Source organism: Acinetobacter sp. YH12152, assembly GCF_013418285.1.
In the GTDB taxonomy this organism is placed as follows: domain Bacteria; phylum Pseudomonadota; class Gammaproteobacteria; order Pseudomonadales; family Moraxellaceae; genus Acinetobacter; species Acinetobacter amyesii.
The window spans coordinates 84,535-99,332 of the sequence record NZ_VPCH01000005.1 but is presented as its reverse complement, the minus strand read 5'-3'; the positions used below and the strand labels follow the sequence as shown (position 1 = coordinate 99,332).

The 14,798-nt window shown below is 42.6% G+C and carries 13 protein-coding genes, 5 tRNA genes and 1 pseudogene; 4 read left to right on the top strand and 15 right to left on the bottom strand.

Going from position 1 to position 14,798, the window contains the following annotated elements:
* The 13 genes and pseudogenes from FTU83_RS03300 to tpiA form a co-directional block, all read right to left on the bottom strand.
* Window positions 1-164, bottom strand: a pseudogene (locus FTU83_RS03300) (RNA-guided endonuclease TnpB family protein); the annotation flags it as partial.
* Between the two features lie 74 nt (window positions 165-238).
* A complete protein-coding gene (locus FTU83_RS03295) occupies window positions 239-904 on the bottom strand; it encodes a M48 family metallopeptidase (RefSeq protein WP_180105650.1) in 666 nt (221 codons plus the stop codon).
* Between the two features lie 168 nt (window positions 905-1,072).
* Entirely contained in the window at window positions 1,073-1,480 is a 408-nt protein-coding gene (locus FTU83_RS03290; RefSeq protein WP_078189413.1) for a ribosome-binding factor A, read from the bottom strand.
* Window positions 1,480-4,173 carry a translation initiation factor IF-2 gene (gene infB / locus FTU83_RS03285; RefSeq protein WP_180105649.1) on the bottom strand — a complete coding sequence of 898 codons (2,694 nt, stop codon included), beginning with the start codon at window positions 4,171-4,173 and terminating at the stop codon, window positions 1,480-1,482. The genes FTU83_RS03290 and infB overlap by 1 nt, the downstream gene beginning before the upstream one ends.
* Window positions 4,174-4,183: 10 nt before the next feature.
* On the bottom strand, window positions 4,184-5,668 hold the full coding sequence (gene nusA / locus FTU83_RS03280) for a transcription termination factor NusA (protein WP_180010651.1): 1,485 nt from the start codon (window positions 5,666-5,668) through the stop codon (window positions 4,184-4,186).
* A 35-nt stretch (window positions 5,669-5,703) separates the two neighbouring features.
* Window positions 5,704-6,228, bottom strand: coding sequence for a ribosome maturation factor RimP (rimP, locus tag FTU83_RS03275; protein WP_078189416.1), 525 nt, complete (start codon window positions 6,226-6,228; stop codon window positions 5,704-5,706).
* A gap of 216 nt (window positions 6,229-6,444) precedes the next feature.
* Window positions 6,445-6,521, bottom strand: a tRNA-Met gene (locus FTU83_RS03270).
* 90 nt (window positions 6,522-6,611) lie between these two features.
* A tRNA-Met gene (locus FTU83_RS03265) sits at window positions 6,612-6,688 on the bottom strand.
* Between the two features lie 58 nt (window positions 6,689-6,746).
* Window positions 6,747-6,823, bottom strand: a tRNA-Met gene (locus FTU83_RS03260).
* A 73-nt stretch (window positions 6,824-6,896) separates the two neighbouring features.
* A tRNA-Met gene (locus FTU83_RS03255) sits at window positions 6,897-6,973 on the bottom strand.
* 48 nt (window positions 6,974-7,021) lie between these two features.
* Window positions 7,022-7,106, bottom strand: a tRNA-Leu gene (locus FTU83_RS03250).
* 52 nt (window positions 7,107-7,158) lie between these two features.
* Window positions 7,159-7,488 carry a preprotein translocase subunit SecG gene (secG, locus tag FTU83_RS03245; protein WP_078189417.1) on the bottom strand — a complete coding sequence of 110 codons (330 nt, stop codon included), beginning with the start codon at window positions 7,486-7,488 and terminating at the stop codon, window positions 7,159-7,161.
* Between the two features lie 13 nt (window positions 7,489-7,501).
* Window positions 7,502-8,293 carry a triose-phosphate isomerase gene (gene tpiA / locus FTU83_RS03240; protein WP_180105648.1) on the bottom strand — a complete coding sequence of 264 codons (792 nt, stop codon included), beginning with the start codon at window positions 8,291-8,293 and terminating at the stop codon, window positions 7,502-7,504.
* 275 nt (window positions 8,294-8,568) lie between these two features.
* Between tpiA and pilB the strand changes: the two genes are divergently transcribed.
* Genes pilB through coaE form a run of 4 tightly spaced genes read left to right on the top strand, consistent with a single transcriptional unit; the run spans window position 8,569 to window position 13,009 of the window.
* Entirely contained in the window at window positions 8,569-10,278 is a 1,710-nt protein-coding gene (gene pilB, locus FTU83_RS03235; protein WP_180105647.1) for a type IV-A pilus assembly ATPase PilB, read from the top strand.
* A gap of 32 nt (window positions 10,279-10,310) precedes the next feature.
* On the top strand, window positions 10,311-11,537 hold the full coding sequence (locus FTU83_RS03230) for a type II secretion system F family protein (protein WP_168378204.1): 1,227 nt from the start codon (window positions 10,311-10,313) through the stop codon (window positions 11,535-11,537).
* Window positions 11,537-12,397 (top strand): A24 family peptidase, encoded by an 861-nt coding sequence (locus tag FTU83_RS03225; protein WP_180004675.1) that lies wholly within the window; start codon window positions 11,537-11,539, stop codon window positions 12,395-12,397. The genes FTU83_RS03230 and FTU83_RS03225 overlap by 1 nt, the downstream gene beginning before the upstream one ends.
* A 9-nt stretch (window positions 12,398-12,406) precedes the next feature.
* Window positions 12,407-13,009 (top strand): dephospho-CoA kinase, encoded by a 603-nt coding sequence (gene coaE / locus FTU83_RS03220; RefSeq protein WP_180105646.1) that lies wholly within the window; start codon window positions 12,407-12,409, stop codon window positions 13,007-13,009.
* A 14-nt stretch (window positions 13,010-13,023) separates the two neighbouring features.
* On the opposite strand, the gene FTU83_RS03215 is transcribed toward coaE, so the two are convergent.
* Together FTU83_RS03215 and rlmB are read right to left on the bottom strand one after the other, a co-directional pair.
* Window positions 13,024-13,944: a DMT family transporter gene (locus tag FTU83_RS03215; protein ID WP_373685352.1), complete on the bottom strand. Its 921-nt coding sequence runs from the start codon at window positions 13,942-13,944 to the stop codon at window positions 13,024-13,026.
* A gap of 8 nt (window positions 13,945-13,952) precedes the next feature.
* Window positions 13,953-14,711 (bottom strand): 23S rRNA (guanosine(2251)-2'-O)-methyltransferase RlmB, encoded by a 759-nt coding sequence (gene rlmB, locus FTU83_RS03210; RefSeq protein WP_168378207.1) that lies wholly within the window; start codon window positions 14,709-14,711, stop codon window positions 13,953-13,955.
* Window positions 14,712-14,798 lie beyond the last annotated feature (87 nt).

Genomic DNA, 14,798 nt, shown 5'->3' with positions numbered 1-14,798 from the left:
TTCGTATATTTGGCAATATCAAAAGCAGAGAGAAATTCACCTTTCCGCTTCAAATGCCTAAACCCTAAATCATTGACATAATTCCAGACGAAGTTCACTTCTGATGCTAGTTGGTCTAACACCTTGCAATGTTTGTCTTTTATACGTAATTTAAGGGTTTTCATGTACTTATATTAACAATCAAAACTCAAGGAAAATAGTCCTTAGTTAAATCAAACGACACTTCATGTCGTGTCGCTTATATCTCTGACCTGAAGGACAGAGTTTTACGCTCCATTTGATAAAACAGCTGTGCCATCACGGCATTCTGTCTTGAAACAAAATTTTTCCGCTCATTAATCTGTAAACTGGCCTGCTCTCGTATAGCATCATATTCTGCTGTTGTGAGTTTTCGCTGATTCTTCCAGTGCGCATCAAGTACATAACCTGTTCCATAATGTACATTCAACAATGGAAATTCATGAAAATATTTTGCCGTCGCACGTTTTTCTTTGGCTGTTAAAATATTCAGATGAATCCATTCACTGCCAAGATGAATCGATGGATCACGCTTCATACCTTCAGCAATCCATTTTTTGGCTAGTGAAATATTGCCGATCAACTCATAAGCTGTGCCTAAATTCACTGCCGTCTTCGGTAAACCTGGATGCTCATTTTCAATTGCACGTAAAACCTTAATGGCTAAATCGTAACGGCCTGCGTAGATCTGATGTACGGCATAATCATTTTCTGCCTGATAGTCTATTGGGCTAGGATGCCTTGAGACAAAGTTCTTCAATTTTTCGTCATGATGTTCTTCGTGTTGATTTTCTTTTTCTGAATCAGATGTATAAAAATCTTCTACATAGGTATTTAAACATGCCCAACTTGGCATAGTGATGAGTAATATGCTGCTCAATAGCATGATTTTTTTTATTATATTGTGTGTATAGACTGGACTATCCAATGTCATTTTCAAGCTTAGTTTTATCATCTAGTTATAATTCTGTGTGTTATTGGGTATTTTTAAATAATGACCATTCAAACATAAAAAAGCCACCCGAAGGTGGCTTTTTTCATTCAGCGAACTGAATTATTCATCATCTTTTTTTGCTTCGTCAGTAGGAGGTAAGTCCTTGACCGCTTCCGCAATTAGACCAAACATATAGTTGCCATAAGCATTTGTTTTGTCGTAATGGAAACGCAAACGTGGCGTAATACGTGTTTTGATACGACGGCTCAGTTCATGACGCAAGAAACCAGATGCTTTATTCAAGACATCTAAAGTTTCTTTATTTGCGGCTTCACTTTGCTCATCGCCTAGCTCACGACCCATTACAGTCACATAAACTTCGGCATATCCTAAGTCTGGGCTCACCTTCACGGCAGAGATGGTCACAAGACCACCTAAGCGTGGATCTTTCAGCTCCTGACGGATCAGTTCTGACAACTCACGTTGTACTGTATCCGCCATACGCTTCAGACGTTGACTACCCGCCATTAAAGACTCCGTTTAATCAATTGAACATCGTACACTTCAATCTTATCTTGTGCTTTGATGTCTTTATAGCCTTTCACCGCAAGACCACATTCCATACCGGCACGAACTTCTTCAACCACATCTTTGTAGCGACGAAGAGATTCAAGCTCACCTTGGAATACCACCACGTCATCACGTAATACGCGAATCGGTTTATTACGGTGTAATGTACCTTCAAGTACCATACAACCTGCAGCAGCACCGAATTTACTTGAGTGGAACACTTCACGTACTTCAGCAACACCAAGAATTGTTTCACGGTGTTCAGGCGCTAATTTACCGCTCATCGCATCTTTCACATCATCAATTAATTGATAGATGATCGAGTAGTAACGAATGTCGATACCATCAGCATCAGCTTTTTGACGTGCAGTATTATCAGCACGTACGTTAAAGCCGAGAAGAACCGCTTCTGATGATTCAGCAAGTGTTACGTCAGACTCAGTGATCGCACCAACACCTGAACCAATAATACGTACTTTCACTTCATCAGTTGCAAGTTCAGCAAGTGCAACGTGTAATGCTTCCAAAGTACCACGTACGTCTGTTTTCAATACCACGTTGACAATAGGCACATCTTTCTTGCCCATAGACGCCATGATATTTTCAAGACGCATCGCAGATTGACGCTCAAGACGTTTTTGACGTTCACGATCCATACGCGCATCAGCAACTTCACGTGCTTTTTTCTCGTCATTTACAACAAGAACTTCATCACCCGCCATTGGCGCTTCTGGTAGACCCAAGATTTCCACAGGAATCGAAGGACCAGCAGATTTAATACGTTGACCATTTTCATCTGTCATTGCACGTACACGACCGTATGACGAACCTGCAAGAACAAGGTCACCCACTTTCAATGTACCGTTTTGAACAAGAATCGATGTTACCGCACCACGTCCTTTGTCTACACGTGCTTCAATTACAACACCTTGTGCCGCACCCTCTTCAGATGCTTTAAGCTCAAGAAGTTCGGCTTGAATTGAGATCAAGTCAAGAAGTTCGTCGATACCTGCACCGCTGTGCGCAGAAACCATTGCCACTGGAACGTCACCGCCCCATTGCTCAGGTACGATTTCTTTCGTCGTCAACTCATTCAATACGCGATCTGGATCAGCAGACTCTTTATCCATTTTGTTGATAGCAACAATAATTGGCGTACCTGCTGCACGTGCATGGTCAATCGCTTCAGCAGTTTGTGGCATAACACCATCATCTGCTGCAACAACCAACACTACGATATCTGTAGATTTCGCACCACGTGAACGCATTGCAGTAAATGCTGCGTGTCCCGGTGTATCTAAGAAAGTAATAATACCTTTTTCAGTTTTCACATGGTATGCACCGATGTGCTGTGTGATACCACCTGCTTCACCTGCAGCCACTTTAGAGCGACGAATACGATCAAGAAGTGATGTTTTACCATGGTCAACGTGACCCATAATTGTCACAACTGGCGGACGAGTGGTTTGGACACCACGCGCTTCTTCAGCTGCTTCAAGTAAGTTATCTTCTGCTTGTGTATCCGAAACAAGTACTGGATTGTGACCCATTTCTTCAACAACAAGTACTGCGATTTCTTGATCAATCGCTTGGTTTTGAGTAACCAATTCGCCCATTTTCATGAGTGATTTGATAACTTCGCGAACTTTAACCGCCATTTTCGCAGCCAAGTCAGCAACAACAATTGTTTCACCAATTTCAACATCATAAACTTGTTTTTTAACTGGTTTTTCAAAGCCATGCTTGTTCGCTTGACTTGTTTTTAAACCACGTTTATGTGAGTTATCACGGAAAGATTGCTCTTCACCACGACGACCACCTTTTTTAGGTGAACGTGAATTGTTGGTATTGGTACCACGTTTAATTTCACGGTCTTCTTTCGCAAATGAATCTTCATATGCCTGACCTACAAGGCCGGCAGCAAGCGGAGAATCATCTACAACACGAATGGTCGCAGTAGTGTCTTCGTTAGAATACTTAGACGCCATTTGACGCATTTGCTCAAGCGTACGTTGTTGCGCTTCTTCAGCGGCTTTACGACGCGCCGCTTCTTCTACAGCTTTCAATTGTGCTGCTTGAACTTCACGTGCTTTTTTCTGTTCTAGAGTTTCAACAGGTTTTGTAATTGGCTTGTTGTTTGACTTACGTTTTACAACAACCGCAGCTTTCGGTGTTTCTTGCTTCGCATGTTCTTGCTTCGCAGCAGCACGCATTGCTTCTAAAGCTTGTTTCGCTTTAGATACTGGTTGTTGCTTCGGTTCTTCCGCTTTCGCTTCAACCTTAGGTTCCTGTTTACGTGCTTGTTGGTCAGCTTGTGCTTTCGCTAATGCTTCAGCTTTAATTTGCTCAGGATCCGGTTTAACAAATGTATGTTTCTTACGAACTTCTACATTAATCGTTTTTGCCTTGCCCGATGTACTCGCCACTTTAGCAGTACTGGTAGTTTTACGTTTCAACGTGATTTGTCCTGCATTGCCCGCATCCTGACCATGAACTTTTTTCAAATGGTTAACGAGGGCATTTTGTTGTTCAGTGGAGATAATATCTTCAGGTTTAGTTTGTGTTAAACCTGCATCACGAACCTGTTCCAGCAGCTTCTCAACTGGACGACCCACGCTGAGAGCTAACTCCTTAATCGACTTGTCCGTCATATATTACCTCCTAGTTAAACCATGATTCGCGCGCTTTCATAATAAGTTGACCTGCTTTTTCAGCACCTAAACCTTCAATATCAGAGATATCGTCAGTGGCTTGATCTGCAAGATCATCTACAGTTACCACACCGCGAGCGGCAAGCGCATACGCGATTTCTTTAGTCACGCCTTCCATTGCAGCAAGCTCTTCGCTTGGCTCTTGGATGTTCTCTTGTTGTTTCAATGCATCAGCCAATGCAACTTCTTTTGCACGACCTTGTAGCATTTCAACAGTTTCAGCATCAAGTTCGATCTCATCGAATGTTTCCGCAGGAACATACGCGATTTCTTCTAATGATGTGAAGCCCATTTCAACCAACGCCATCGCTAAGTCTTCATCAATATCTAGACGTGTAACAAACATATCTAAATATTGTTGCGCTTCGTTTTGTTGACGTGCGTGATATTCTTCTTCAAGCATCATATTGAGCTTGTAACCAGTCAATTCAGATGCTAAACGTACGTTTTGACCTTGAGAGCCAATTGCACGCGCTAACTGATCACTCGTTGCAAAAATAATATCTGCAGTACGTTCTTCTTCATCAATCACGATACCTGATACATCAGCAGGCTCTAAAGCACTTGCAATGTACTGTGCCGCGTCATCCGACCAAACGACTACATCAATACGCTCACCATTTAACTCTGACTGAACCGCTTGGATACGTGTACCACGCATACCAATACATGCACCTACAGGATCAATACGGTGATCGTTTGTTTTCACAGCGATTTTAGCACGAACGCCAGGTTGGCGTGCAGCTGCCTTAATCTCAATGATTTCTTCAGCAATTTCAGGAATTTCTTTCTTCATCAATGCGATGAGCATTTCTGGTTTAGAACGAGAAAGTAATAACTGAGCACCACGGCCTTCACGGTTCACATTAAACAAAATCGCGTTTACACGTTGTTTAGGACGTAGAATTTCTTTAGCGATCATTTCTTCACGCGCAAGATATGCTTCTGCATTGTCACCTAAGTCAATGATAAAGCCATCTTTGGTTTGTTTTTTCACTTCACCGTAGATGAGTTCACCAACTTTAGACTCGTAAGCATCTGCAATTAATGCACGTTCTGCTTCACGAATTTTTTGAACAATCACTTGTTTCGCAATTTGTGCCGCAATACGACCGAAATCAATCGATTCAACTTCAAGTTCACGAATATCACCAATTGCCCATTTTGCAGGATCTACATCAGAGATCGCATCTTGGCATGCTGGCATTTCGTGATCTTCGTCGGCAACCACTTCCCATTGACGGAAAGTACGGTAATCACCAGTACGACGGTCGATTTCTACACGTAGACGAGCTTCTTCCGAGTGAGTTCCCTCGTAGAATTTCTTCTTAGTCGCTGCAACTAAAGCTTGTTCAAGCGCTTCAAAAATTGCATCACGACTTACACCTTTTTCGTTACTAACCGTTTCTACTACGGTAAGAATTTCACGAGCCATAAGTCACCTATTCGTTCAGATTCTTATTTATTAAATTAATCTTGGAAAACCAGATTTGCTTTATCAATATTGTGGCTGTCAATATCCAACACTTGTTGCTTTTCAACTTCAACCTGAATCATTTCGCTTTCAAGGTCTACGCTTACAAGTTTGGCTTGGAATTTACGACGATTATCCACAGCACTGATCAAACGCAAAGCGACTTGCTGACCAATGTATGCCGTCATTTGTTCCAATTTAAAGAACTGACGATCCCAACCTGGAGATGACACTTCCAATGCATATTCGCCTGAAATTGGATCATGTACATCCAACATCGCACCCACTTGCTGAGTGACACGAACACAGTCCTGCACGCCGATACCACGGCCTTGCTCAACTTCGCCATCTTCATTGATGACAGGTTCTGCATTTTCATCAACTTCACGGTCGATATAAATACGTAACAGTGAACGCTTACCTTGAGGTTGGAAATCAATCCCCCAAAGTTCTACATCACATGCTTGCACCGCTGGGGCAATTAAGTCCTGAAGTGCTTGAGTTTTATTTGATAGCTTCATTTACTCTCGTCAAATTTGTGCGATTCGATGGTCGAAATGACCACTACAGACCAATGCAAAACTATAGTAGTAGTGAAACATGACGGTTTGACCAAAATACTGTCGACACTACACGATAGCCAATAAAAAAGGGCGTAAATCGCCCCATTATTACACAGAAAACCATAGTCCACTGTGCAAAAAGGCCCACCTAGTTGTGAGCCTCTTTTAGAAACTTGGTAGCGGGAGCTGGATTTGAACCAACGACCTTCGGGTTATGAGCCCGACGAGCTACCAGACTGCTCCATCCCGCATCAACATGCAAAAATTATATACAATTTCTTGGCCATTTTCAATCTAAAACAACCTGAAGAATTGCCCTACTGAGTTGCATCTCAGAGGAATGGTAGCGGGAGCTGGATTTGAACCAACGACCTTCGGGTTATGAGCCCGACGAGCTACCAGACTGCTCCATCCCGCATCAACATCACAATGACTTTCAGATAAACTGCTTATATAGATTGTGTGCTATATAAGATTGGTAGCGGGGGCTGGATTTGAACCAACGACCTTCGGGTTATGAGCCCGACGAGCTACCAGACTGCTCCACCCCGCATCAATATGCAAATAGTTCTCTCAGCTTTAAAAGCTGTCCATTTAAAAGTTTGCATCTTAAAAATAGAATTGATTGGTAGCGGGAGCTGGATTTGAACCAACGACCTTCGGGTTATGAGCCCGACGAGCTACCAGACTGCTCCATCCCGCATCAACAGAGTTTAGCTGCATACACCAACTTATGTTCTGGATTATAAGTTGGTGCGGAAGGGGGGACTTGAACCCCCACGCCCGAAAGCACTACCACCTCAAGGTAGCGTGTCTACCAATTCCACCACCACCGCAGCTGTGACGCATTCTAGTCGCAACACGTCAAAAAAGAAAGCGCTAAATAAATTATTCAGAGCTTTTTGGTGCAGTTGGCGAAGTTTCAGCCGATTTTGCTGGCGCAGTCGGTACTGAAGAAATCGCATTTAAGCTATATGCATCTGTCGTTTGTTTCTTTGCAAACACCGCAAGTGTCAAGCTCGTAACAAAGAACAAAGCCGTTAAAATCGCAGTCAAACGGGTCATAAAGTTGCCCGAACCAGATGCACCAAAGACAGTTGCAGCACCGCCGCCACCAAAAGATGCACCCGCATCTGCGCCTTTACCATGCTGAACTAAAATCAGCACGATCATTAAAATCGCTAAGATAATATGTACCACCAGCACAAACGTATGCATGCTGAACTCCTAATTATTTTATATTTGCAAATGCTTGAGCAATTTTATAAAACGACTCTGCATTTAATGATGCACCACCGACCAGCGCACCATTGATATCTGGACAGGCTGCCAACTCTACTGCATTTTCAGGTTTTACACTACCACCATAAAGAATTGCAGTATGAAGTCCCATTGGGGTGATTTGGCTTAAACCTTCACGAATTTTAGCATGCATCGCTTGTGCATCTTCAGGTGACGCTGTTTTCCCTGTGCCAATGGCCCAAATTGGCTCATAAGCCACCACAATTTGTTTCCACTGCTCTGCTTGTACGACAGCAGCAATATCACATATTTGTTGTAACACAACCTGTTCTGCTTGGCCGCTTTCACGTTGTTCTAAGCTTTCACCCACGCAATAAATCACAGTCAAACCCGCGTTTAATGCATTTTTTACTTTTTCATTAATGATATGCGGTTGATCAGCAAAAATTTCACGGCGTTCTGAATGACCAATCAGTACAAATTCAACACCATAATCTTTTAATAGCTCAGCACTGAGCTCACCCGTATATGCACCTGTACCTGCGACGCGAGAAACATCTTGTGCAACAGTCATAATATGACGGCTAGCCTGTGCTAATTCATTTTGCACCGTGGTCAGAGCAATAGCTGTTGGTGCAACCCCAATATGGCATGCCGCTTCAGCAATATTTTGTTCATCTAATAATTGCTTAAAATTCTTAAGAAGTGCGCCAGCATCGGCTTGCAATGGGTTCATTTTCCAGTTACCCACTACCCAAGGCGTAATCGTCGAACCCGACATATTTATCCCACATGACAAAGATGAAATCGGGCACATTCTACACGTAATTCATAATTTTGAAGATAAATTTCAACACATTTGCGTGTTCGAATGACTCTAGTCATTCCAAGATCTTCTCTTTTCTGTAAAAAAATTAAGCAGATTTAAGGACTGGTTCATGCTTTTTACCAATTCTTAGCTAGTGACAACACTTTAAGATATGGTATTTTTGTGCAACAAAAGTATAATTTTGCTATACCAATTATAAACAGACTGAAGCATAGGCAAGTAAAAGCATGACAGCAGTTCAAGGTTCTTCAAGATTTACGGGGTTTATTCGTCGCTTAGTTGACGAAGGGCATCTGTCTGCCGAAAAAATGCAAACAGCGCTGCAAAATTCAAAAAAGGCTCATCAAGATATCGTGCCGCATTTGATTCAGGAATATCAACTTTCGGCACGCCTGATCGCAGAAACCATCTCGATAGAGTTCGGTGAACCGGTTTTTGATATTTCGACTTATGACACCTCCTTAATTATTCGTGATGAATTTGAAGATAAATTAATTACCAAGCATCGTATTTTGCCCATTTTTAAACATGGCAATTTATTATTCGTTGCAATCAGTAATCCCACTAATATTGAAGCAGTAGATGCTATCCGATTTGGTAGTAAGCTGAATACCGAAACCATTATTGTTGAACATGACAAACTTGAAAAGTTAATTGAACAGAACTTCGCTGAAGAAAGTACTTTCGACTTTGATGATGACTTTGATCTTGATTTAGAACAGGAAACGATAGACCCAGCTGAACAAGCAGATGAAAAAGACAATGGTGATGAAGCGCCGATTGTTAAATACATCAATAAGCTGCTAGTCGATGCGATTCGTATGGGTGCATCTGACTTACATTTCGAACCCTACGAAAAGACCTATCGCGTCCGCTACCGTGTCGATGGCGTGTTAAGAACAATTACCAATCCGCCCTTGCAACTTGCGACTCGACTTGCTTCGCGTTTAAAAGTCATGTCACAAATGGACATCTCGGAAAAACGTATTCCACAAGACGGTCGTATCAAGTTAAAGCTGTCAAAGAACAAAGCTATCGACTTCCGTGTGAACTCCTTACCGACATTGTTTGGTGAAAAACTTGTTCTACGTATCCTTGATCCATCTAGTGCGATGCTAGGGATTGATGCGTTGGGTTATGAACCGGATCAAAAAGAACTGTTCATGCAGGCTTTAGAAAAACCACAAGGCATGCTACTCATTACCGGTCCAACGGGTTCCGGTAAAACCGTATCTCTATATACAGGTTTAAACATTCTTAACCGTGAAGATACCAACATTTCAACGGCCGAAGACCCTGTGGAAATTAACTTAGAAGGGATCAATCAGGTCAACGTAAATAATAAAGTCGGCCTCACATTCTCTGCAGCCTTAAAATCATTCTTACGTCAAGACCCTGATATTGTGATGGTCGGTGAGATTCGAGATTTAGAAACGGCTGAAATTGCCATTAAAGCGGCTCAAACAGGTCACATGGTGATGTCTACACTGCATACCAATAGTGCACCTGAAACACTGACACGCTTACGCAATATGGGCGTGCCTTCATTTAACATCGCGACATCCGTGAACCTTGTCATTGCGCAGCGACTTGCACGTCGCCTATGTTCACAATGTAAAGAAACAGTAGACGTACCAAAACAAAGTCTATTGGAGCTTGGTTTTACCGAAGATGATTTAAATACACCAGAATTCCAAATATACCAGCCTGTGGGTTGTGCCGAATGCCGTGAAGGCTATAAAGGTCGTGTGGGTATTTACGAAGTCATGAAAGTGACACCTGAAATTTCAAGAATTATTATGGAAGATGGCAATGCCTTACAAATTGCCGAAGCTTCAAATCAAGCAGGTTTTAACAATTTACGCCGTTCAGGCTTAATTAAGGTCATGCAGGGGGTGACTTCACTTCAAGAAGTCAATCGTGTGACCAGTGAGTAAGTGAATTAGTATTTAAAAATAAGGATAAATTCATGGCTGTAAAAAAAGCGCAGATGATGCCAACCTTCAGTTATGAAGGCGTGGATCGCAAAGGGGCGAAAATCAAAGGGGAAATGCCTTCGCGTAATATGGCTTTAGCCAAAGTCACTTTACGTAAGCAAGGCATCACCATTAAAACCATTCGAGAAAAACGCAAAAATATTCTCGAAGGCTTGATGAAAAAGAAAGTATCCACTTTGGATATCACGGTATTCACGCGCCAACTTGCAACCATGATGAAAGCCGGTGTACCGCTCGTTCAGGGTTTTGAAATCGTGGCGGAAGGCCTAGAAAACCCAGCCATGCGTGAAGTGGTCTTGGGGATCAAAGGTGAAGTTGAAGGCGGTAATACCTTTGCTGGTGCGCTGCGCAAATATCCGCAGTATTTCGATAACCTATTTTGCTCCTTGGTTGAATCAGGTGAACAGTCGGGTGCACTTGAAACCATGCTAGACCGTGTTGCCATTTACAAAGAAAAAAGTGAATTGCTTAAGCAAAAAATCAAAAAAGCCATGAAATACCCAGCAGCGGTCATCGTTGTCGCTGTTATTGTGACGATTATTTTGATGGTAAAAGTGGTTCCCGTATTCCAAGACTTGTTTTCATCATTTGGTGCAGACTTACCTGCCTTTACCAAAATGGTGGTCAACATGTCGGAATGGATGCAAAAATATTGGTTCTTCCTCATCATTGGAATTGGAGCTGTGATTGCTGGTTTCATGGAAGCGAAAAAACGTAGCAAGGCTTTCCGTGACTTCTTGGACAAAGCTGCACTGAAAGCACCGATTTTTGGTGATTTGGTTTATAAAGCAATTATTGCCCGCTACAGCCGTACCTTGGCAACCACATTTGCAGCCGGTGTACCCTTAATTGATGCGCTTGAATCAACTGCAGGTGCAACCAACAACGTGGTATATGAAACAGCTGTGTTAAAAATTCGTGAAGATGTGGCGACCGGCCAGCAATTGCAATTCGCCATGCGTGTCACCGATAAATTTCCCTCTATGGCGGTTCAAATGGTGGCTATTGGTGAAGAATCAGGTGCTTTAGATGCCATGCTAGATAAAGTGGCAACGCATTATGAAAACGAAGTTGATAATGCCGTAGATGGCTTAACCTCGATGATGGAACCCTTAATTATGGCGGTACTGGGTGTCCTCGTTGGTGGTCTTGTGATTGCAATGTATCTTCCAATCTTCCAAATGGGTTCTGTGGTTTAATGCAAGAATTAATAACATATTTAATCAATACCCCAATTGCGATGTATTTCGCAGTTGGGATTTTTAGTCTTTGTATTGGTAGTTTTTTGAATGTGGTGATTTACCGCACACCAAAGATGATGGAACAAGAATGGCGCACAGATTGCCAACTGTTTTTACATCCAGACCAACCGATTATTGATGAAACAAAGATCACACTAAGTACCCCTGCTTCAACCTGCCCAAAATGCAAAACGCCCATTCGTTGGTATCAAAACATTCCGGTCATCAGTTGGATTGTGTTACGCGGAAAATGTGGAAGTTGCCAAAACCCGATCAGTAGCCGTTATCCACTGATCGAGCTACTCACCATGATCTGCGCGCTGATTGTTGTTGCTGTTTTTGGCCCAACCATCCAAATGCTGTTTGGTCTGGTGCTGACTTATGTATTGATTGCATTAACATTTATTGATTTTGACACCCAACTTTTACCTGACCGTTATACCCTTCCTTTAGCTGCACTCGGGCTTGGCGTGAATAGCTATGCCATTTATACCTCTGCAACCTCAGCCATTTGGGGATATATCATCGGCTTCTTATGCCTATGGATCGTTTACTATTTATTTAAAATTATCACTGGCAAAGAAGGTATGGGCTATGGTGACTTTAAGCTTTTAGCTGCCTTGGGTGCATGGATGGGCCCTTTCCTGCTTCCACTGATTGTATTACTCTCTTCACTGGTAGGTGCAATCATTGGCATTATTTTGCTCAAGGTTCGTAAAGAAAACCAACCTTTTGCATTTGGTCCCTATATTGCCATCGCCGGATGGATCGCCTTTTTATGGGGTGATCAAATTATGAAAATTTATTTGGGTCAGTAAGGTCGTTGTATGACATTTGTCTTGGGTTTAACAGGTGGTATTGGTAGCGGTAAATCTGCTGCAAGCAATTGGTTTGGACTCCAAGGCATTCAAGTTGTCGATGCTGATATCGTTGCACGGGAAGTTGTTGAACCGGGGCAATCCACACTGAATCAAATTCAACAACAATTTGGTGATTGGGTTTTACTGGAAAATGGTGAGTTAAATCGGCGTGCATTACGCGAGCATATCTTTAAAGATCCTACAGCACGTCAAGCACTTGAAGCCATTACCCATCCAGCAATACGCCAGTCCATTATCCAACAATTAAACGAAGCCACCAGCCCCTATGTCATCTTGGTTTCGCCGTTATTATTTGAAACCAATCAACATGAATTGGCCAATCACACCTTGCTGATTGATGCCACAGAACAATTGCAAATTCAGCGTGCATCACAGCGTGATGGTCAAAATATCGAGCAAATCCAAAAAATTATTCAAGTTCAAATGTCACGTCAGAAAAAGCAAAAAATTGCAGATGATATCGTGCTGAATGATGGTCATTTAGATCATCTTTATGCGCAGCTTCGGCCGTTACATCTCAAGTACTTAGCGCACGCTGAAAAAAGCTAAATAAAAAAGCAGTCTTACTCAGACTGCTTTTTTTGTTGTTCGAGTTGCTGCTCTAGACTGTCCTTTCGCCCCAACCATTTCCACGGTTGAATCGCTCCAATCCCCATCCCGACCAATCCGCACAAGATTGCAAAACTTAAAGGTTCATTTAGTAGCGGCACCGCTAAAATCGCAGCAATAAAAGGTGCCAAAGTTACGATGCTTCCGGCTTTAAATGCACCTAAGCGTTTTATTGCCTCTACATACGTTAAAGTCGCAATAATCACCACAAAAATACCGTGAAAGATGACTTGCCCAATGAGCTGCAGCGGCTCAGGATCGGACCAATGTTTAGGGAAAAATATTAGATAAATTGGCACAAATACCACGGCAGACCAAATCGCAACCCCTGCCATGGCATGCCAAGCAGAGAGTTTCCATTGCTTAAGCAATACCGTAAATATTCCCCACCAAATGGCACTGATAAAAAACAGCAAATCACCTAAACCAAACGCTACACCGGTTTCCACATACATCAAATAACTCATTAAGCTAATGGCAGAGACCATAATCACCACACTGATCCAGGTATGCTTATCGAGTGGCTGTTTGAAGATCAGGAATGCGGCTATGGCCGTACATAAGGGAATACAACCATTGAGGAAGATTGCCGCATGGGCCGCAGGAGCATAATGAAATGCGCTATAGGCCGTTAAGCAATAGGTCACCCCACCGAGCATAGCGAGGATAAAAGGCTCTTTCTTCCATAAAAAAGCCGTATCTTTTTTATAAATCAAAATTGGCATTAAGATGCAAAATGCCAAAGCAAACCGAAGTGCCGTGATATCCCAAGCACTGATTCCCCAATTGGCGCTTAAACGCGCCGTTAAGGTGAATCCCCCCCAAATACACATGGTAATGAAAACATATAAATAACCTTGCTTTTGGGGAGACATCATCACTGCTATTTCAATTCATTATTACGTTGACGACATGCTTCATACAATGCCATACCTGTTGCGACACTGACATTTAAGCTTTGCAAATTGCCGGCCATTGGAATGTACACAGTTTGATCACATTGCGCCTGCGTAATGGGACGTAAACCTGTATCTTCAGCGCCCATCACCACACATACACCCGTACCTGTGAAGTCAAAGTTTTGAATCGGCAACGCTTTTTCATCTAGCATAGTGCCGACCACACGTACATTAAAGTCTTCTTTGATTTGAGCCAAGGTACGTGCCAAGTTCGTCACCTGAATAAACTTCACTTTTTCAGCACCACCTGCAGCCACTTTACGGGCTGTTGGGGTAAGCGTCGCTGAACGATCACGCGGTGCAATCACCGCTTCAACACCCATGGCTGCCGCTGTACGAATGCATGCACCAAGGTTATGTGGATCTGTAATATGATCTAATGCCAATAGCAACGCATTTGGATTGGCTTGTAATAAAGCCTCTAAATCTTTTTCGTTCAAGACTGGATGTGGGCGTACAGCCGCAACCACACCTTGATGGAACGGTTGTCCCGCAAGTTTTTCCAAACTATCACGACTAGCTTTTTGAATGCTGACACCAAACGGTTCTGCAAGCTCAAAAATACGTTTTAAACGCTGATCATCACGTCCCTTTAACGCAAATAAAGTTAAAACGCGTTCTGGCTCAAGTTCCAGTAATGACTCCACTGAATGAACGCCATAATAATATTCCGGTTTCGCCATGAACGACCTCTAAATTGCAAACTTCGATAAACTTTTGAACAGGGTATGATATCCCTAGAGCACAGCATAGGCTGCCAAAAAGAAAAA